The organism is Streptomyces naganishii JCM 4654, from assembly GCF_014650575.1.
Lineage (GTDB): Bacteria > Actinomycetota > Actinomycetes > Streptomycetales > Streptomycetaceae > Streptomyces > Streptomyces naganishii.
The window spans coordinates 142,679-161,039 of the sequence record NZ_BMVF01000003.1; the positions used below are offsets into that span (position 1 = coordinate 142,679).

The 18,361-nt window shown below is 73.9% G+C and carries 15 protein-coding genes; 7 read left to right on the forward strand and 8 right to left on the reverse strand.

Annotated elements, in window-relative coordinates; translation table 11 throughout:
- Window positions 1-10: 10 nt before the first annotated feature.
- From IE217_RS06085 to IE217_RS06095, 3 genes are read left to right on the forward strand one after another with little or no spacing between them, the layout of a single operon-like run.
- Window positions 11-2,635, forward strand: coding sequence for a hypothetical protein (locus IE217_RS06085; protein WP_190176677.1), 2,625 nt, complete (start codon window positions 11-13; stop codon window positions 2,633-2,635).
- A gap of 32 nt (window positions 2,636-2,667) precedes the next feature.
- Window positions 2,668-4,290, forward strand: a complete 1,623-nt coding sequence (locus IE217_RS06090) for a VWA domain-containing protein (RefSeq protein WP_190176678.1) — start codon at window positions 2,668-2,670, stop codon at window positions 4,288-4,290.
- Complete coding sequence (locus IE217_RS06095) at window positions 4,284-6,233, forward strand: serine/threonine-protein kinase (protein WP_190176679.1); 1,950 nt, start codon at window positions 4,284-4,286, stop codon at window positions 6,231-6,233. Before IE217_RS06090 ends, IE217_RS06095 begins: the two co-directional genes overlap by 7 nt.
- Window positions 6,234-6,312: 79 nt before the next feature.
- Here IE217_RS06095 and IE217_RS06100 read toward each other — a convergent pair whose 3' ends face one another.
- From IE217_RS06100 to IE217_RS06125, 6 genes are all read right to left on the reverse strand, one after another.
- A complete protein-coding gene (locus tag IE217_RS06100) occupies window positions 6,313-6,504 on the reverse strand; it encodes a DUF2795 domain-containing protein (RefSeq protein ID WP_190176680.1) in 192 nt (63 codons plus the stop codon).
- Between the two features lie 95 nt (window positions 6,505-6,599).
- On the reverse strand, window positions 6,600-8,168 hold the full coding sequence (locus IE217_RS06105) for a phytoene desaturase family protein (RefSeq protein WP_190176681.1): 1,569 nt from the start codon (window positions 8,166-8,168) through the stop codon (window positions 6,600-6,602).
- A 58-nt stretch (window positions 8,169-8,226) separates the two neighbouring features.
- Complete coding sequence (locus IE217_RS06110; RefSeq protein WP_190176682.1) at window positions 8,227-10,395, reverse strand: serine/threonine-protein kinase; 2,169 nt, start codon at window positions 10,393-10,395, stop codon at window positions 8,227-8,229.
- Window positions 10,396-10,461: 66 nt separating this feature from the next.
- A complete protein-coding gene (locus IE217_RS06115; RefSeq protein WP_190177011.1) occupies window positions 10,462-11,259 on the reverse strand; it encodes an oxygenase MpaB family protein in 798 nt (265 codons plus the stop codon).
- A gap of 93 nt (window positions 11,260-11,352) precedes the next feature.
- A complete protein-coding gene (locus tag IE217_RS06120; RefSeq protein WP_190176683.1) occupies window positions 11,353-12,531 on the reverse strand; it encodes an acyl-CoA dehydrogenase family protein in 1,179 nt (392 codons plus the stop codon).
- A 135-nt stretch (window positions 12,532-12,666) separates the two neighbouring features.
- On the reverse strand, window positions 12,667-13,050 hold the full coding sequence (locus IE217_RS06125; RefSeq protein WP_190176684.1) for a four-helix bundle copper-binding protein: 384 nt from the start codon (window positions 13,048-13,050) through the stop codon (window positions 12,667-12,669).
- Between the two features lie 124 nt (window positions 13,051-13,174).
- On the opposite strand from IE217_RS06125, the gene IE217_RS06130 reads away from it, so the two are divergent.
- The 4 genes from IE217_RS06130 (at window position 13,175) to qcrB (ending at window position 16,178) form a co-directional block, all read left to right on the forward strand.
- Window positions 13,175-13,579 (forward strand): ChaB family protein, encoded by a 405-nt coding sequence (locus tag IE217_RS06130; protein WP_190176685.1) that lies wholly within the window; start codon window positions 13,175-13,177, stop codon window positions 13,577-13,579.
- 60 nt (window positions 13,580-13,639) lie between these two features.
- Window positions 13,640-14,008, forward strand: a complete 369-nt coding sequence (locus tag IE217_RS06135) for a DUF6479 family protein (RefSeq protein WP_190176686.1) — start codon at window positions 13,640-13,642, stop codon at window positions 14,006-14,008.
- 111 nt (window positions 14,009-14,119) lie between these two features.
- The gene (locus IE217_RS06140) at window positions 14,120-14,473 is read left to right on the forward strand and encodes a DUF8129 domain-containing protein (protein WP_190176687.1); all 354 of its coding nucleotides are present in this window, start codon (window positions 14,120-14,122) and stop codon (window positions 14,471-14,473) included.
- 88 nt (window positions 14,474-14,561) lie between these two features.
- Window positions 14,562-16,178 (forward strand): cytochrome bc1 complex cytochrome b subunit, encoded by a 1,617-nt coding sequence (qcrB, locus tag IE217_RS06145; RefSeq protein ID WP_190176688.1) that lies wholly within the window; start codon window positions 14,562-14,564, stop codon window positions 16,176-16,178.
- Here qcrB and ctaF read toward each other — a convergent pair.
- Complete coding sequence (gene ctaF, locus IE217_RS06150) at window positions 16,127-16,645, reverse strand: aa3-type cytochrome oxidase subunit IV (protein WP_190176689.1); 519 nt, start codon at window positions 16,643-16,645, stop codon at window positions 16,127-16,129. The genes qcrB and ctaF overlap by 52 nt on opposite strands.
- On the reverse strand, window positions 16,642-18,315 hold the full coding sequence (gene ctaD / locus IE217_RS06155; RefSeq protein ID WP_190176690.1) for an aa3-type cytochrome oxidase subunit I: 1,674 nt from the start codon (window positions 18,313-18,315) through the stop codon (window positions 16,642-16,644). Before ctaD ends, ctaF begins: the two co-directional genes overlap by 4 nt.
- Window positions 18,316-18,361 lie beyond the last annotated feature (46 nt).

Sequence of the window (18,361 nt, forward strand, 5' to 3'; positions counted from 1 at the left end):
AGGACACACCATGGCACCGGGGCTGATCGCCGACTGGGCACTGTGGGGCAAGGTGCCCCGGACCACCAGCGGCTACGAGGTTCTCGCCGCCCATCCGCCCGGCCGCAGCGCCGAGTTCAACACCGCCGTCCTGCACTGGCTGCCCGGCACGCCGGGCGCCGGGGACCGGCTGCCGTGGATCACCGTCGGCTGCGCCCCACAGGACGGCGGCGAGGGGACGGTCGGCGTCTTCCTGCTGGACGGCACGGACGGCGTCGACGGCACCAACCGGATGATCCACCGCGTCAGCCACTTCGCCGTGCCCTACGCGCGGGTCCGGGACGCCGGGATCGGCTGGTGCGCGCTGGCCCGGGCCGCGCACGCGGCCGCCCAGACCCTGACCCTGACCACGGCCGGGCCCGCCGCGCTGCCCCTCGGGGAGGACGAGGGGCTCGTGGCCGAGGTCGCCAAGAACGTCACCTCCAGCATCTCGGGGATCACGCGCTGGCTGGCGGCCGCGGCGGCCCATCTGCTGGACGGGCCCGTGGCGGTGGCGGGCGACGGCAGCCACGGCCCGTTCGAACTGCTGCTCACCCTGGACTCGGTGGCCGCCCTGCTGCCCTTCGGCGTGCGCAGCACTCTGTCCGCCGCGAGCGCCACCTCCCCCGGCTCCGAGGTGCCCATGCGCCTGTACTGGGGCGACACGGCCGCCTCCCCCGGGGCGACCGGCCTGACCCTGGGCGGCGGCCCGCTGCCGGACCTGCGCGCGCTGTCCCCGCGGGCCCGCCGCTACCACGACCTGCTCCTGGACAACTGGGAGAAGCACGGCGGCGCCACCGTCGTACGCCATCTGGCGGACTGCCGCGAGGCCCTGGACATCGACGAGCCGGACGCGGCGGCACGGGCGCTGGAGGTGCTCAAGCGCCTGGACCGGCCGCTGGCCGCCGTCCAGGCCCTCACCGAGGGCCGGGAGGTGAGCGCCGAGGAGGTGCACGTGGCCCTGCGCAGTCCGGGGATCACCGACCAGGAGCTCACCGTGTTCGCGCGGCACGGGGTGCTGACGCATCCGGACACCGACCCGGAGGCGGTCGCACCCCTCATGTCGCAGCCCGCCGTCTCCCAGGCCATCGGCGACGGGCTGCGGCGCGATCTGCTCGGCCACCGGACGGACGCGGCCCGCCGCGAGTTCGAGGGCCGGCGCGCCTCCCTCGTGGCCGCCGGGCTGAGCCTGGACCGGCTGGACCAGATCCTGGCCGACGTCATGAGCGAGATCCTGCACAGCCGCCCCGAGGGCACGCCGGACCCGGTGACCGGCGAACTGCTGCCCGCCGTCGCGCCGTTCACCATGGGCACCATGGGCCTGACGCAGTCCATGCTGCGCCGGGTCCCCGGGCTGGCGAGCGGACTGGTCCGCGCGCTGTACGGCCGCCCGGAGCCGGTGGGCCTCGTGCGCGACTGGCTGCGGTGGCTGTGCGACGAACCCTCCCCCGACCGGCGGCCGGAGATCGCCGGCAGCCCGGAACTCCCGCTGATCCACGCCCTGTTGAGTACGCGCGTGTGCCCGGTGGAGGCCGACAGGAAGTGGGCGGGCCGGCATCCCGCGGCGGCGGCTCGGCTGCTGGAGGCGGCCGTCGTGTGCGGCCTGGCGGACGAGGTCCTGCGGCACCCCGACTTCTTCAGGGGGCTGGTCACCGGTGCTCTGCGGTCGCCCTCCGGGGTGGACGGCGACGAGGCCCGGACCGTGCTGGAGGAGGCGCTGCGGCGCAGCCCCGCCGGACTGCGGGCGGCGACCGCGGCCCGCTGGGACGTGCTGTGCGCGCTCACCGGGCTGCCGCCGACCGGTTTCACCGACGTGGTCGCGGCGGGACGGCCCGCGGGCGGTACCGACCCGGCCGGCCGGGTCGACACGTACGTCACCAATCTCCGGGCGGAGCTCGACTGGCGGGGGCTGAGGCAGGACGCCAAGCACGTCGTGCACGAGTTGCTGCGGGTCGCCCTCGCGGTCGACGCGGAGAGCGGGTACGGCCCCGGGCAGGCCGACCGGGAACTGACCGAACGCGTCCTGGACTGGTCGGGACCTTACGCGCAGCTCGTCCGGGACGCCGTGCACCGGCTGGTCGCCCGGACGCCGCACTGGAGCGAGACACCGGAGGACGCGCGGTGGCTGGACCGGCTCGCCGAGCGGCTGCACGGGCTCGGATCCTCGCTGGCCCTGCGCCGGGTGACGCGCTTCGCGGGACGGCCCGAGGCCACGGAGCAGGACCACGAGGAGCTGGCCGCCCGCGCCCGCGCCGCGCGCCTGGCCGGGGCCGAGAACGACGACGTCTGCGCGGCCCTGGTGGTGTGGGCCGTCCGCGGGCGGGTCGGGGAGCGGCTCGACGCGCTGCTGGCGGCCTACCACAGGGAGTGGGTCTCGTACTCCGGAGCCGGCCGTGCCGCCGAGGAACGCCACCACATGGAGGACGCCCTCGCCCGCTACGAGGGGGACGAGCCGGTGGCCGAGTACTACTGCGACCACCGTCTCAGGCAGCTGACGAAGACCAAGGCCGAACACGTCCGCGAGATCCGCGAGCGTCAGGAGCAACTACCGCTGCTTGAGCGGGAGATCACCCGGATGCACAAACTCCGCGCCTCGGCCGTACGCACCCGCGTCTGAACCACGCACAACCCAGGGGGGACACACACCTCATGCTCACCATCCGGGCCACGGCCCGCAGCGCCGCGCTGCTCGTCCTCGCGGTCCTGCTGCCCCTGTGCGGCGCGGCGACCGCCGCGGCCGCCGACACACCCGTCACGCGCGACGACGTCTACCGCGCGCTCAAGGTCGACGAGGTGCCCGCCGCCTACGTCGTCCTCGTCGACGTCTCCAGCTCCATGCAGGACAAGGGGCCCGACGGCGTACCGCTCTACACCACGGTCAAACGCCGCCTGGCGGACTTCCTCGGCTCGCTCACACCCGCCGACCAGGTGGCCGTCGTCACCTTCGGGCGGGCCACCAGCGTCGTCCACCCGATGTCCGCGGCCGACCGCACCGGCGGCCTCTTCGACGGCGAACTCCCGCGCTCCGCCGAGGAGACGGCGAGCGACCACGGCGCCGCGCTGAACGCGGCCGCCGACCAGCTGGAGCGCAGCACGGCCCCGGTCGGGGCGGTGCTGCTGCTCACCGACGGCGCGGTCAACGCGCCGGGCAGCCCGTACGGCCGCCTGGGCAGCCCCGCCTGGCAGCAGCTGAAGAAGCGCTACGCCGCGCTCGGCGCGGACCACAAGATCATGGGCTACGGGCTGCCGCTGGCCGAGGGCACCCGGGTCTCCGACGTCCTCGGCGGCGCCTTCGGCGCCCCGCGCATCCTGCCGGTCGCCCCGGCCGCCCTCGGCTCGCAGCTGAGCGCGGCCAAGGACCAGGTGCGCACCCAGAAGGCGCTGAGCGTGTTGCGCGCCGAACGGGACGACACGGTCGCCGTGTCGGTCTCCGGCGAGGGCGTGAGCCAGGGCGGCCCCGGACACGCCGGCGTGCGGACCGGATCGGGCACGGGCGGGCGCAGCCGGACGGTCGAGGTCACGCTGGAGTCCAGGGCGGCGCACGTGCCGCTGACCGTGCGGCTCACGGGGGACGGCGGCTCCGGCGGCCCGCGCCTGGCCCAAGCCGGTCCGGCCGGCCCTGTCACCCTGCTGCCGGGCGAGAAGAAGACCGTGCGGATGACGCTGACCTGGCATCAGGACCCGGTGTTCAGCCTGGTCCCCGGCTCGCGCGACTTCCAGGCGCGCGTGGGCCTGCGCGCGGAGGTGTCCTCGCCGTGGACGCCGGTGATCCGCGGCTCGCTCGGGGACACCCGGTTCTCGGCCGGCGAACCGGTCGTCACCGACGTCGAGTTGAGCGGCAGCGTTCCCGGCCGCACGCCCGGCTGGCTCTACCCGCTCGTGCTGCTGGTGCTGCTGCTGGGCGCCGCGGCCGGCCGGCGGTACTACAAGCGGCGCAACCCGCTGCTGTCCGGCGTGCTGGTCGTCACCGACCTGCGGTCCGGCAGCCGCCAGTCCATCCCGCTGCGCGGCCGGCAGGTCGCCCAGGAGACCGACGCCGGGCAGGTGCGCGCGCAGGTCACCGTGCGCGGCCGGCAGGACGCGGGGCGCCTGGTGCTGCTGCTGCGCTGCGAGCGGGACTCGCCGCGCCCGGGCGGGGAGCGGCTGCGCGACACCGGCACCTGCGAGCTCGGCAAGTCCACGGTGCTGTGCGGCATCGGCTTCTCCCACGACACGCGCAGCGAGACGGAGCACGGGGCGGGCGAACCCCGGGAAGGGACGCCGGCATGGTGACGCCCCTGGATCCGGCGTCCGATCCGTCCGAGGCCGCCGGGTTCCGCCTGCTGGGCCGCCTGGGCACCGGCGGGTTCGGGACCGTGTACCTCGGCAGACGCCCAGATGAGCGGCACGGGCCGGACACCCTGGGGGCGGTGAAGCTGCTCAAGCGCGAGTTCACCGAGGACGCGCAGCACATGCAGCGCTTCCACCAGGAGAGCAAGGCGCTGGAGCGCTGCAGGGGCGCCCGTATCCCGGAGCTGCTCGCGCTGGACTTCGCGGCGGGCCGGCAGCCCACGCTGGCGACCCGCTTCATCCCGGGTCTGTCGCTGTACCGGATCGTGGAGTCGCACGGCGGTCCGCTGCCCCGCGACACGGTGCAAGCGGTGGCGGCCGAGCTCGTGGACACCCTCGGCACCGCGCACCGCAAGGGGCTGCTCCACCGCGACCTGCACCCGGGGAACATCCTGCTGACCCGGGACGGCCCGTGGATCATCGACTTCGGGCTCACCCGGATCCGCGGCCAGCGGGTCACGCTGACCCTGGACATGGTGATCGGCCACCCTCACTTCTGCGCGCCCGAGCAGGTGCGGGGCCTGGCCAGGACCGGCGACGCCACCGACGTGTTCGGCATCGCGGGGATCCTGCTGTACGCCCTGACCGGCCACCCCCCGTACACCGAGGAGAGCGACTCGCGGGCCATGCTGGTGCGCCGGGTCGGCGGGGTCCCGCCCGACCTGTCGGGGCTGCCGGAGGACTCGATGGGCCGGCTGATCCGCGCCTGCCTCGCCCCGGACCCGGCCGACCGGCCGGCCCTGGAGGAGATCGCCGACGGCTTCGGGCCGCCGGGCACGCTGCGGCTGCCCGAGGACGTGGCCCGCACCCTGGCCGCCTACCGGGCTGAGCTGCGGGAGTTCCTGGCCGCGCAGGGCAACTCCGCCGACCTGACGGTGCCGTTCAGGCCCGGGCGCCGCAGCTGGAGCGCCGGCGTCGGGGAGTGGCCGCACAGCGTGGCGGCCACCGAGGACGGCGGTGTGGTGACCGCCGACCGCGGGGGCGCGGTGCGCTGGCTCGACGCGGCCACCGGGCAGGAAATGGAGCGGCGCACGGACTTCACCGCGCCGGTGCAGCTGTGCGCGGAGAGCGGGGTGCTGCTGGTGTGCGACGCGGAGGGCCGGCTGGAGTCGTGGAACACGCAGGACCACCGCAGGTGGTGGTCGTGGCCCGCGGGCGCCCTCGCCGGCGCGCGGGCGCTGCTGCGCGGGCAGAGCGTGTTCCTCGGGGAGGCCACGGGCCGGCTGCACCACTTCGACGCGGTGACGCGCCGGCTGTGGTGGGAGACCGATCCGCTCACCGACACCTCGGGCGCCCCGGCCCTGCCCGTGGCCGCGGGGGCCGGGCACGTCTACCTGGCGGCGGTGCGGGGCGGGGAGATCCTGTCGGTGGACGACGAGGACGGCGCCCTCACCTGGAAGGCGCCGGTGCGGCTGCCCGCGCCGGTGCTGGCCGCGCCGCTGCCGCTGGAGGCGCACCTGGTGGTCGCGGACGGCGAGGGCGGCGTGCGGTGCCTGGCCGCCGCGGACGGCTCCCTCGTCTGGGAGGCCCGGCTGGGCGCGCCGGTGGTGGCGGCGCCGGTGCGGGTGGTCGACACGGTGATCGTCGGCGACGCGGCGGGCACGGTGCACTGTGTGAGCGCGGCGACCGGGGAGCCGCTGTGGCGCGCCCACCACGGCGGGCGGGAGGAGTTCTTCGCGCTGTGCACGGACGGCGCGGCGGTGTACGCGGGCGGCTGGAGCGGCCGGCTGCATCTGCTGGACGCGGCGGACGGCGCGTCGCTGCAGAGCTTCGACCTGGGCGGGCAGATCCTCGCGACCGCCTGCGCCCCGGGCGGCCGGAGCGTGCACGCGGCGTCGTCGAGCGGGACGCTGCACGCGCTGCCCTCGGTGGCCGGACCGCCCTGAGCCTGCCGCCCATGCCGCGGGCCCGCCGTCCCGGCGGGGGACGGCGGGCCCGCGGGTGTTCCGGGTCCCGGGCGGGCCGTCACTCGTTGAAGATGGCCTTCTGCACCTCGTTGGGTCCGTCGAAGTGGTCCTTCTTCAGGCCGTCGAGCCGGCTGACGATCTTGTCGTCGGCCTTGTTCTTGCGGGCACGGTCGACGAGGTGCTGCTTGTCCGTCGGGTAGTCCATGCCGCTGAGGGCCTTCTGCAGTTCGATCGGGCTGAGATCGGCCATGGGAGCCTCCCGTGGGGGGTGGTACGGCCGTCCACCGGACGGCCGTCGTGCGGTTTCCTTGGCCCCATCGGAGTGCCCCGTGCGGGCCGGGGCATTCAGGCCCCCTCCAGCACCGCCATCGCCGCGTTGTGCCCGGGCACCCCGCTGACGCCGCCGCCGCGCACCGCGCCCGCGCCGCACAGCAGCACGTTGGCGTGCCGGGTCTCCACGCCCCAGCGGCCCGCTCCCTCCTCGGCGTACGGCCAGCTCAGCGGCCGGTGGAAGATGTTGCCGCCGGGCAGGCGCAGGTCGCGTTCGAGGTCGAGCGGGGTCTTCGCCTCGATGCAGGGCCGGCCCTCGGCGTCGGTAGCCAGGCAGTCGGCCAGCGGTTCGGCGAGGTGGGCGTCGAGCTGGGCCAGTGTCGACTTCAGCAGTTCCTCGCGCACGGTGTCGTTGTCGCGGGCGAAGAGGCGGGCCGGGGTGTGCAGGCCGAACAGGGTGAGTGTCTGGTAGCCCTGTTCGGCCAGGTCGGGGCCGAGGATGGTGGGGTCGGTCAGGGAGTGGCAGTAGATCTCGGAGGGCGGGGCGGCGGGCAGGTCACCGGCGGCCGCCTGGGCGTGTGCGGTGGCGAGCTGCTCGTAGCCCTCGGCGATGTGGAAGGTGCCGGAGAAGGCCTCGCGCGGGTCGACCGAGCGGTCGCGGAGCCGGGGCAGCCGCTTGAGCAGCATGTTCACCTTGAGCTGGGCGCCCTCGGCGGGCTCGGGCGGCTCCTCGCCGAGCAGTGCGGCCAGGGCCTGCGGGGAGGCGTTCACGAGCACGTGCCGGGCGGCGGCGGTGCCCTCGCCGTCCCGGGTGCGGTAGGTGACCTCCGCGCCCCGTCCGTCGGCGGCCACCCGCACCGCCTCGTGGCCGGTGGCGAGGACCGCGCCGGCCCGGCGGGCCGCGTCGGCGAGCGCGTCGGTCAGGGCCCCCATGCCGCCCACGGGGACGTCCCAGGCTCCGGTGCCACGGCCGATGACGTGGTAGAGGAAGCAGCGGTTCTGCGCCAGCGACGGGTCGTGGGCGCCGGCGAAGGTGCCGATGAGGGCGTCGGTGAGGACGACTCCGCGTACGAGGTCGTCGGCGAACCTCTCCTCCACGGCGACGCCGATCGGCTCCTCGAACAGGGCGCGCCAGGCCTCCTCGTCGTCGACGCGGCGGCGCAGTTCCGCGCGGGTGGGCAGCGGCTCGGTGAGGGTGGGGAAGACCCGCTCGGCGAGGCGGCCGGTCATGCCGTAGAAGCGCTGCCAGGCCTCGTACTCGCGCTCGGAGCCGGTCAGCCGGGCGAAGGCTTCCCGGGTGCGTTCCTCGCCGCCGCCCACGAGCAGCCCGGTGGGCCGTCCGTCGCGCTCGACGGGGGTGTACGAGGAGATGGTGCGGGTGCGCAGCCGGAAGTCCAGGCCGAGGTCCCGGACGATCTTCTCCGGCAGCAGGCTGACCAGGTAGGAGTAGCGGGACAGCCGGGCGTCGACGCCGGCGAAGGGGCGGGTGGAGACGGCCGCGCCGCCGGTGTGGTCCAGCCGCTCCAGCACCAGCACCGACCGTCCGGCCCGGGCCAGGTAGGCGGCGGCGACCAGCCCGTTGTGGCCGCCGCCGACGACCACGACGTCATAGCCGTGCTGCCTGTGTGCCTCGTGTGCGCTCATGGTTCTTCGTAACACGCGGTGATCCACGGCGGCCAGGGGTCCGTTCCGGTCACCCGGCTCAGGCGCCGAGCTGGCGCAGGCAGTGGGCCTCGTCCTCGCGGCTGGCGAGGGTGTCGGGGTGACCCGCGCCCAGTACGCGGGCGCGGGCGGCGGCGACCTCGCGGTACTCGGCGAGCGCGTCGGCCCAGCGGCCCAGCCAGCCGAGGCTGACGGCCACCTCGCGGCGGCTGACGAGGGTGTCCGGGTGGTCGGGCCCGAGGACGCGGTGCCGGATCGCCCACACGTCGCGGGACTCGGCAAGCGCCTCCTCCCAGCGGCCGAGGCGGCCGAGGTTGACGGCGAGGCCGTGGCGGGCGCGGAGGGTCTCGGGGTGGGTGGGGCCCTGCACGCGGGTGCGGTCCGCGGTCAGGTCGCGGTAGACCTCGAGCGCCTCCGCGCCGCGGCCTAGGCGGCCGAGGCTGATGCCGGCCTCGTGGCGGGCGGCGAGGGTGTCGGGGTGGTCGGGGCCGAGGGTCTCGGCGCGGGCGGCGGCCACCTCGCGGTAGGTGTGCAGGGCCTCGGTCCAGCGGCCCGACTGACCGAGCGCGTAGGCGACTTCGTACTGGCTGACCAGGGTGTCGGGGTGCCGCGGGCCGAGCACGCGGGCGCGGGCGGCGGCCACCTCGCGGGCCATGCGGTGGGACTCCTCCGGCCGGCCGAGCCGGCTGAGGTTGAGGGCGAGGTTGTGCCGGCAGCGCAGGGTGTCGGGGTGGTCCGCGCCCATCGTGCGCTCACGGTCGGCGAGCACCGCCGCGTACACCTGGTGCGCGTCGAGGTGACGTCCCAGTTGCCCGAGGACGTACGCCATCTCCTGCCGGGTGGCGAGGGTGCCGGGATGGTCGGGACCGAGCACCCGGATACGGGCCTCGGCGACCCGCTTGTACTCCCGCAGCGCGTCGGCGGCCCGCCCGGTGCGCCCGAGCACGAACGCCATCTCGTGCCGCACCGCGAGCGTGTCGGGGTGCTCCGCACCGAGAACCCCGGCCCGCGCCGCCCCGACCTCCCGATAGACAGCCAGGGCCTCCCGCCACCGCCCGCTCCGAACCAGCCCCACCGCCAGGTCGTACCGGTCCGCCAGGGCCGGCGGCACCTCCGCCCGCCGTGCGGCCCGCCCGGGGGCACCGGGCCGGGGCGGGGGCGGGACGGCCCTGTCGAGCCCCGCCGCCGGCAGGACAGCCCCGGCGGACTGCGGCAGAGCGCCACCGGCGGACCCGGGCAGGGCAGGCCCCACGGGCCTCGGCGGAGCACCACCGGCAGACCCGGGCAGGCCGCCCCCTGCGACCTCCGGCGGGACGGCGCGGGCGGACAGCGGCGGTGCCGCCCCCGCGGCCACCGCCGGGGCGGCTCCTGTGGTGAGGCGGTGGTGCAACTCCTCGGCGTCGCGCGGGCGTTGGTCGGGATTCTTGGCCAGGAGGTCGAGGATGAGGCGTTCGAGGTGCGCGGGGAGGTCGGCGCGGTGGTGGCGGGGCGGTGCCGGTGGGGTGTCGCGGTGGCCGACGAGGATCGCCCAGGCGTCGTCGAGGTCGAACGGCGGGGCCCCGGTGGAGATCTCGTAGAGCACGCAGCCGAGCGAGTACAGGTCGCTGCGCTGGTCGACGCCGGTGCCGCCGATCTGCTCGGGCGACATGTAGTGCGGGGTGCCCATGGCGACGTTCGTGCCGGTGAGCCGGGCGGTGAAGCCGATGTCGTGGCCGAGCCGGGCGATGCCGAAGTCGCAGATCTTCACGGTGCCGTCAGCCAGCCGCACGATGTTCGCGGGCTTCAGGTCCCGGTGCACGATGCCCTGCCGGTGCGTGTAGGCGAGCGCGGCCGCGACCTGCTCGGCGATCTCCACCACGTCGGCGACGGGCAGCGGCCGGTGACCGTTTCCGGCGAGGAGCCGGCCGAGGTCGCTCCCGTCGAGCAGTTCCATCACCAGGTAGAGCACGCCGTCGTCCTCGCCGAAGTCGTGCACGACGGTCACCCCGCGGTGCTGGAGCGCGGCCGCCACCCGGGCCTCGCGCCGGAACCGCTCGCGCAGCACCCGCGCGAAGGACGCGTCCCGCGGCGGGCCGAGCGGCTTGAGGCACTTCACGGCGACCTGACGGCCCAGCGACTCGTCGCGCGCCCGCCACACCTCCCCCATGCCGCCCCGCCCGATCGCCTCGAGCAGCCGGTACCGGCCGTGGATCAGCCTGCTGTCCGCCATCTCGCGCCGTCGCCCCCGTCGCCCCTGTGCCCCGCCCTCCCCAGGGCCCGCGCCCAGTATGGCGGGCTACCGTCCGGCTTTGTACGGTGCGGGCCGCGCCCCGGGACCGAGCCTCGCCATCGCGCGCAGGATGTGTTTGGGCGGCAGTTGCCAGCGCAGACGTGCGGGAATGCCGCGCAGCAGGGTCCCCGTGACGCGCAGCCCGCGCGTCACGGCGGCGGGCGCGGGGGCCGGTCTGCCGTACAGCTCGTGGGCGTACGGCGGCAAAGAGGCGTACGCCAGCTGCGCCACGCGCCGCCACAGCACCTCCCGCGCCGGGACGAGCAGGGGGTGCGTCGGCGGACGGAGCAGGAAGTCGTCCACCGCGCGGGCGTCGGCCCCGGCGGCCAGTCGGGGACGCACCTCGGCGAAGTAGGCGGCCATCCCGGCGCGGTCGGCCGGGACTCCGGCGGGGTCGAGGCCCACCAGGCGTGCGCTGACGCGGTGTTCGGCGAGGTAGCGGTCGGCCTGGGCGTCGGTGAGCGGGTATCCGGAGCGGCGCAGCACGTGCAGATAGGAGTCGATCTCGGCGCAGTGCACCCACAGCAGCAGCTCGGGCGCGTCGATCGCGTACGCCCGCCCGGTCGCGGGGTCGGTCGCCGACAGCATGCCGTGGATCCTGCGGACCCGGGCGCCCGCCAGCTCGGCGGCCTCGGTGGTGCCGTACGTCGTGGTCCCGACGAAGTTGGCGGTGCGCATGAGCCGGCCCCAGGCGTCGCGCCGGAAGTCGGAGTTCTGCATCACCGCGCGCACCGCGAGCGGGTGCAGGGCCTGGAGGTAGAGCGCGCGGACGCCGGCGACCCACATCATCGGGTCACCGTGCATCTGCCAGGTCACCGAGCCGGGCCCGAACAGCCCGGGGTCGGGGGCCGGCCCCGGTGCGGAATCACCGCCGCGCGTGGTCGCCACCACCGCAGGCTAACGCCGTACCCGCGGCATCCCCAGGCCGATCCAGGAGATGATCTCGCGCTGGATCTCGTTGTTGCCTCCGCCGAAGGTGAAGATGACCGCGGAGCGGTAGCCGCGTTCCAGCTCGCCGTGCAGGACCGCCCCGGCCGAGCCCTCCTTGAGGGCGCCCGCGGCGGCGACGACCTCCATCAGCCAGGCGTAGGCGTCACGGCGGGCCTCGGAGCCGTAGACCTTGACCGCGGAGGCGTCCTGCGGGGTGAGGGTGCCGTCCTGGACCGCGCCGACCATGCGCCAGTTGAGCAGCTTGAGCGCGTCCAGCCTGACGTGCGTCCGCGCCAGGCGGCGGCGCACCCAGGGCAGGTCGATCACGCGGCGGCCGTCGGCGAGCTTGGTGGCAGCGGCCCAGCGCCGCACGTCGTGCAGGGCGCGGATGGCCATGGTGCCGTGCGCGGCCAGCGTGACGCGCTCGTGGTTGAGCTGGTTGGTGATCAGCCGCCAGCCCTGGTTCTCCTCGCCGACGCGGTGCGAGACGGGGACGCGGACGTTCTCGTAGTAGCTCGCCGTGGTGTCGTGGGAGGCGAGGGTGTGGATCAACGTGCAGGAGTAGCCGGGGTCGGTGGTCGGCACCAGGAGCATGGTGATGCCGCGGTGCGGCGGGGCGGCGGGGTCGGTGCGCACGGCCAGCCACACCCAGTCGGCGGTGTCGCCGTTGGTGGTCCAGATCTTCTGCCCGTTGACGACGTACTCGTCGCCGTCGCGGACCGCGCGGGTGGTGAGGGAGGCGAGGTCGGTGCCGGCGGCGGGCTCGCTGTAGCCGATGGCGAAGTCGATCTCGCCGGAGAGGATCTTCGGCAGGAAGTACGCCTTCTGCTCGTCGCTGCCGTAGCGCATCAGCGTGGGGCCGACCGTGTTGAGCGCCATCAGGGGCAGCGGGACACCGGCCTGCGCGGCCTCGTCGAAGAAGACGAACTGTTCCATGGGGGTCAGGCCCCGGCCGCCGTACTCCTCGGGCCAGCCCACGCCCAGCCAGCCGTCGGCGCCCAGGCGCCGGATGGTGGCGCGGTAGAACCGCTTCTGGGCGGCGGGGTCGTAGTGGCGGGCACCGGCGTTGTCCGGCACGAGTTCGGCGAAGTAGGCGCGCAGTTCGCTGCGCAGCCGCTGCTGCTCGGGCGTGTGGTCGAGGTGCACGGCGCCTCCAGGCTCCCAAGGCCGGTTCGACGGCGCACACCGTAGAACGTGTTACAGAAATTGGGAATGCCGGTGCGGCGTCGTGTTGCACGCCCGTCCGGCGGCGCGGCGCGGCCCCCCGCGTGTACGCCGGTGTCAGGCCAGGGTCGCCATGAAGTCGCCGCAGGCGCGGGCGCAGGCGCGGCAGGCCTCGGCGGTCTGCTCGGCGCCGGGCTGCCGGTCGAAGACGTGGGCGCTCTCCAGGCAGACGGTCCGGCACCACTCCAGCTGGACGCGGATGCCGTCCTCGTCCTGGCGGTTCTGCTCGGACAGCACCCGGCAGGTCGCGTCGCACACCTCGGCGCACATGATGCCCTTGCGGCGCAGGAGCTCCTGCTCGTCACCACTGCCCGGGTCCACCAGGCTGGCGCGCAGCGCACAGGCCCGGGCGCAGTCCGTGCACGCCTGCGCGCAGGCGAACCGGTCCTCGAGGAACTGGATCAGTTCCTGTTGCGAAGTCGTCGTCGATGTCGTAGTCACACGGCTCGGGTAGCCGGTGCCATCACCGCCAAACCCAGTGCTCGCAGGGGTTCGGTCCGTTTTCGGCCTGCCCGGCGGGGCACCCGTCCGGCCCGGGAGACGACGTGACGCGGAGGTGGGAACCGTGCCCGGAGAGCAGGAACTGCCGTCGACGCTGGAGCGCTCCCCCGAGGACGCCCGGCGCACCTGGATCAAGGCCCACGACTCGGCGGTGGAGAGCTACGGCGAGGGCGAACGGGCGCACCGGGTGGCCTACGGCGCGCTCAAGCACAAGTACGAGAAGGTCGGCGACCACTGGGAGCGCAAGGAGGGCGGCCGCAAGGGCCCCTCGGACCCGCGGTCGGCCCGGCCGCGCGGGCAGGGCGGGCGCAGCGGCGAGGGCGTCGACGAGAGCGCCTCCAAGGAGCACCTGTACGACCTGGCCAAGCGCCTCGGCGTGGAGGGCCGCTCCCGGATGTCCAAGGGCGAGCTGATGGACGCCGTCCGCAAGGCCAACCGTTCGCAGAGCCGGAAGGCCCGCTCCCGCTGAGCCGGGCGCCGGCCCGCCGGGCGGCAGGTTCGCGGGCCGGTCCAGGGGTACCCGCAGGTCATGAGTACCGCATCGCTGGACATCGCCGCGGCTCAGGGTGCCGCGATCGGCATCTGGCCCTTCGTCATCGGTCTCGTCCTGGTGGCGCTCCTGATCGGCGCCTTCTGGATGGGGATCCGCGTCCGCCGCCGCGAGTCGGCGCCGCCGCGCCCGGAGGAACAGCCCCGGGTGCCGGAGGGCGGCCCGGTCGGCGAGGTGCTGGAGAACCGTGAGCCGGACGAGGTGCCGCGCGGCCGTGACCGGCTGACCCCGCACCAGCTCAAGGAGCACGGCAACCTCGGGTCCCGGACCAGCCCGACGCAGGGCCGCCCCCGCTGGGACGAGGGCAGCAGCGGCTCGTTCGGCAGCGGTGGAACCGGCGGTCGCTGACCCGGCCGGTCCCGCCCGTCCGGCCGGCGTGCGGGCCGGTGCGAGGGCCGGCGTGAACACCGTCGTCGTACAGGCTGCCGCACAGGCCGTCGTACAGAGGAAGTGAGATCCATGGCCGACGACTCCGGCCGCAGCACCCTGCCCCTGCCCGACTACGACCATCTGCCCCTGGGCGCGCTGGAGAGCCGGGTGCGCTCGCTGACCGCCGAGGAGGTCGAGGAGCTGCTGGCCTTCGAACGCACACACGCCGACCGCCTGCCGGTCACCGAGGTGCTGAACGCCCGGCTGGAGCAGCTGAAGTCCGGCGCCCAGCCGACCCAGGGCGATCCGTCGGCGCTGCGCCCCGAGCAGGGCGAGAGCCGTACGGGCTCCCCGGTGACCCCGGCGACCTCGCCGGAGCCCTTCGGGCCGCCCCCGCACGGCACCCCGGACCAGCGCGGCAAGCCCAAGGGCGACCGCACGTAGGGCCGTTCAGGGACCGCCCGCGCGCCACCGCGCGTGGAGAAGGCGTCACACCTGGTTTCCGTGCCCGGTGCCCGGGCACCCGGGCGCCGTGCTGTTGCGGAAGAGAAGGGCCCGGGCATCGGCCCGGGCCCGCCATGCGGCGGAGCGGACGACCGACTATCTGGACGGGCGCCTACCGGTGTCCGAAGGGGGTGGCCTTCTGCGGAAGGCCTTTCCCGAGCACTGGTCCTTCCTCCTGGGCGAGATCGCCCTGTACAGCTTCGCGGTCCTGCTGCTGACGGGCGTGTGGCTGACCCTGTTCTTCCATCCGGCGATGACCGAGGTCGTCTACAACGGCTCCTACACCCCGCTCGACGGGATCCGGATGTCGGACGCCTACCAGTCGACCCTGCACATCAGCTTCGACGTGCGCGGCGGGCTGCTGATCCGGCAGCTGCACCACTGGGCGGCGCTGGTGTTCCTCGCGGCGATCGGCGTGCACCTGCTGCGCGTGTTCTTCACCGGCGCGTTCCGCCGGCCCCGCGAGATCAACTGGATGATCGGCGTGACGCTGTTCCTGCTCGCGCTCGCCGAGGGCTTCGCGGGTTACTCGCTCCCCGACGACCTGCTGTCAGGCACGGGCCTGAGGATCGCCCAGGGCATCATGCTGTCGGTGCCGGTGGTGGGCACGTACATCAGCTTCTTCGTCTTCGGCGGCCAGTACCCCGGTCACGAGCTGATCTCCCGGCTGTACTCACTGCACATCCTGGTGATCCCCGGGCTGCTGCTCGCGCTCGTCACCGCCCATCTGATCCTCGTCTTCTACCTCAAGCACACCCAGTGGGCCGGGCGCGGCCGCACCAACGCCAACGCGGTGGGCAAGCCGCTGTACCCGCAGTTCATGGCCAGCTCCCTCGGCCTGTTCTTCATGGTGTCGGGGCTGCTGACCCTGCTCGCCGGGCTGGCCCAGATCAACCCGATCTGGGTGTACGGCCCCTACCGCCCCGACGCCGTGTCGACGGGCTCCCAGCCCGACTGGTACGTCGGCTTCCTGGAGGGCTCGCTGCGTCTGGTGCCGCCGTGGGAGACGGCGGTGGCGGGGCACACGATCATGTGGAACGTCTTCCTGCCCGCCGTGGTGCTGCCGCTCGCGCTGTTCGCGGTGCTGTACGCGTATCCGTTCTTCGAGGCGTGGATCACCGGCGACGAGGAGGAGCACCACCTGTGCGACCGGCCCCGCGACAAGCCGGTGCGCACCGGGCTCGGGGTCGCCGCGATCACCTTCTACGCGGTGCTGCTCGCCGCGGGCGGCAACGACATCATCGCGCACACCTTCAAGGTCTCCCTCAACGCCCTCACCTGGATCTTCCGCGTCTCGCTCGTGGTGCTGCCGCCGCTGGCGTTCATGGTCACCAAGCGGATCTGCCTCGCCCTGCGGGAGGCGGAGCTGGAGCGGCTGGCCGAGGGCGAGGAGACGGGCGAGGTGAGCCAGACCGTCGCCGGCGGATACACCGAGAGCCATGAGCCGGTCGACGAGGAGACCCGCTACGTCATCCTGAGCCGGCGGCTGCCGCGCCCGCTGAAGTCCCCCGAGAACGGCGACGGGGACGTACCGCAGCTGCAGCGGCTGCGGGCGACGCTGAGTTCCTGGTACTACGGCGACCGGGTGGCCGTTCAGGACGGCGAGGAGCCGGAGCCGGAGTCGGCGCGCGAGCTGGAGGGCTGAGCGCCCGCGGGCCGGTGCGCGGCGGGACGGCGGGCGCGTACCACGACGACGTCCGGGCCGGTCGGCGCGCTGCCCGGGTCGTCGCGGCCCACGTACTGGAAGACCAGGCCGAAGAGGCCGAGGCCGAGTATCCCGAAGCCCATCAGTGCCAGCCACAGGCCGAAGACGATGCCCAGGGCCAGCACGACCGCGCCGAGCGCGACGACGATCGGCCACGGGCTGTGCGGGGAGAAGAAGTCCAGCGGGCCCGCGGTGTCCACCACCTCGGCCTCGGTGCGGTCCTGGGCGCGCGGACCGCGCCGGCGGTACTGCACGTGCAGGAAGAAGGCGACGAGCGTGGCCATCAGCGCGGCCACGCCCAGGGCGGCGGTGCCGGCCGGTTCCGTATGGCTCCACCAGCCGTAGCCGCTGGAGGTGAGGGCGAAGAAGACGGCCACGCCGCCGAAGAGCCGGGACTCGGTTTTCACTGCGCCTGCTCCTGCTCGTGCCGGGTGATGTCGGGGTGGTGCAGGTCGAAGGCCGGGGACTCGGAGCGGATCCTGGGCAGAGCGATGAAGTTGTGCCGCGGCGGCGGGCAGGAGGTGGCCCACTCCAGGGAACGGCCGTAGCCCCAGGGGTCGTCGGTGTCCGCCTTGCGGCCGTGCTTCGCCGAGCGCCACACGTTGTAGAGGAAGGGCAGCGTGGACAGGCCGAGCAGGAAGGCGCCGATGGAGCTGATCGTGTTGAGCAGCGTGAACCCGTCGGCGGCCAGGTAGTCGGCGTAGCGGCGGGGCATGCCCATCTCGCCCAGCCAGTGCTGGACGAGGAAGGTGGTCTGGAAGCCGACGAACAGCGTCCAGAAGTGGATCTTCCCCAGGCGTTCGTCGAGGAAGCGGCCGGTGAACTTGGGCCACCAGAAGTAGAAGCCGGCGAACATCGCGAACACCACGGTCCCGAACAGGACGTAGTGCAGGTGGGCCACGATGAAGTAGCTGTCGGTGAGGTGGAAGTCGAGCGGCGGGGAGGCGATCAGGACGCCGCTCATCCCGCCGAGCAGGAAGGTCACCAGGAAGCCGAGCGACCACAGCATCGGCGTCTCGAAGGACAGCGAGCCCTTGTGCATGGTGCCGATCCAGTTGAAGAACTTCACCCCGGTCGGCACGGCGATCAGGAAGGACATCAGCGAGAAGAACGGCAGCAGCACCGCGCCGGTGGCGAACATGTGGTGCGCCCACACCACCGCCGACAGCATGGTGATCGCGATGGTCGCGCCGACCAGGGTGACGTAGCCGAAGACCGGCTTGCGGCTGAAGACGGGGATGATCTCCGTGACGATGCCGAAGAACGGCAGCGCGACGATGTAGACCTCCGGATGGCCGAAGAACCAGAACAGGTGCTGCCACAGCAGGGCGCCCCCGTCGGCCGCCTCGAAGATGTGCGCGCCGAACTTGCGGTCCGCCTCCAGCGCGAGCAGCGCGGCGGTCAGCACGGGGAACGCCGGCAGCACCAGGATCGAGGTGAACAGCGCGTTCCAGGTGAAGATGGGCATCCGGAACATGGTCATGCCGGGCGCGCGCAGGCACAGGATCGTGGTGATGAAGTTGACCGCGCCGAGCGTCGTGGACAGTCCGGTGACGACCAGTCCCATCACCCACAGGTCGCCGCCCGCGCCGGGGCTGCGCATCGCGCTGTTGAGCGGCGCGTAGGCGAACCAGCCGAAGCCGGCCGCTCCCCCGGGCACCAGGAACCCGGACACCACCGTCAGCCCGCCGAACAGGTACAGCCAGTACGACAGCGCGTTCAGGCGCGGGAAGGCGACGTCGGGCGCGCCGATCTGCAGCGGCATGACGGCGTTGGTGAATCCGGCGAACATCGGCGTCGCGAACAGCAGCATCATCACTGTGCCGTGGATGGTGAACAGCTGGTTGTACTGCTCCGTGCTGAACAACTGGAGCCCCGGGCGGGCGAGTTCGGCCCGCATCAGCAGGGCGAGCACGCCGCCGAAGAGGAAGAACGAGAACGCCGTCGCCATGTAGAGGTTGCCGATCACCTTGTGATCGGTCGTGGTGGCCCAGCGCATGAGGGCCCGTCCGAATCCCGGTCGCGTCCGCCGCGGCGCCCGGCGCGGCCGCTGCGCGATCTCCCTGTCCACCGCCATGCGCCGTGGGTACCCGGGCTTGTCGGTCTCACGCCGTCCGTTCCGG

What these genes read in the sequence shown, in the direction of transcription:
- IE217_RS06085 (WP_190176677.1), top strand. Translation starts at nt 11, where the DNA reads ATGGCACCGGGGCTGATCGCCGACTGGGCACTGTGGGGCAAGGTGCCC.
- IE217_RS06090 (WP_190176678.1), top strand. Translation starts at nt 2,668, where the DNA reads ATGCTCACCATCCGGGCCACGGCCCGCAGCGCCGCGCTGCTCGTCCTC.
- IE217_RS06095 (WP_190176679.1), top strand. Translation starts at nt 4,284, where the DNA reads ATGGTGACGCCCCTGGATCCGGCGTCCGATCCGTCCGAGGCCGCCGGG.
- IE217_RS06100 (WP_190176680.1), bottom strand. Translation starts at nt 6,504, where the DNA reads ATGGCCGATCTCAGCCCGATCGAACTGCAGAAGGCCCTCAGCGGCATG.
- IE217_RS06105 (WP_190176681.1), bottom strand. Translation starts at nt 8,168, where the DNA reads ATGAGCGCACACGAGGCACACAGGCAGCACGGCTATGACGTCGTGGTC.
- IE217_RS06110 (WP_190176682.1), bottom strand. Translation starts at nt 10,395, where the DNA reads ATGGCGGACAGCAGGCTGATCCACGGCCGGTACCGGCTGCTCGAGGCG.
- IE217_RS06115 (WP_190177011.1), bottom strand. Translation starts at nt 11,259, where the DNA reads ATGCACGGTGACCCGATGATGTGGGTCGCCGGCGTCCGCGCGCTCTAC.
- IE217_RS06135 (WP_190176686.1), top strand. Translation starts at nt 13,640, where the DNA reads ATGAGTACCGCATCGCTGGACATCGCCGCGGCTCAGGGTGCCGCGATC.
- IE217_RS06140 (WP_190176687.1), top strand. Translation starts at nt 14,120, where the DNA reads ATGGCCGACGACTCCGGCCGCAGCACCCTGCCCCTGCCCGACTACGAC.
- ctaD (WP_190176690.1), bottom strand. Translation starts at nt 18,315, where the DNA reads ATGGCGGTGGACAGGGAGATCGCGCAGCGGCCGCGCCGGGCGCCGCGG.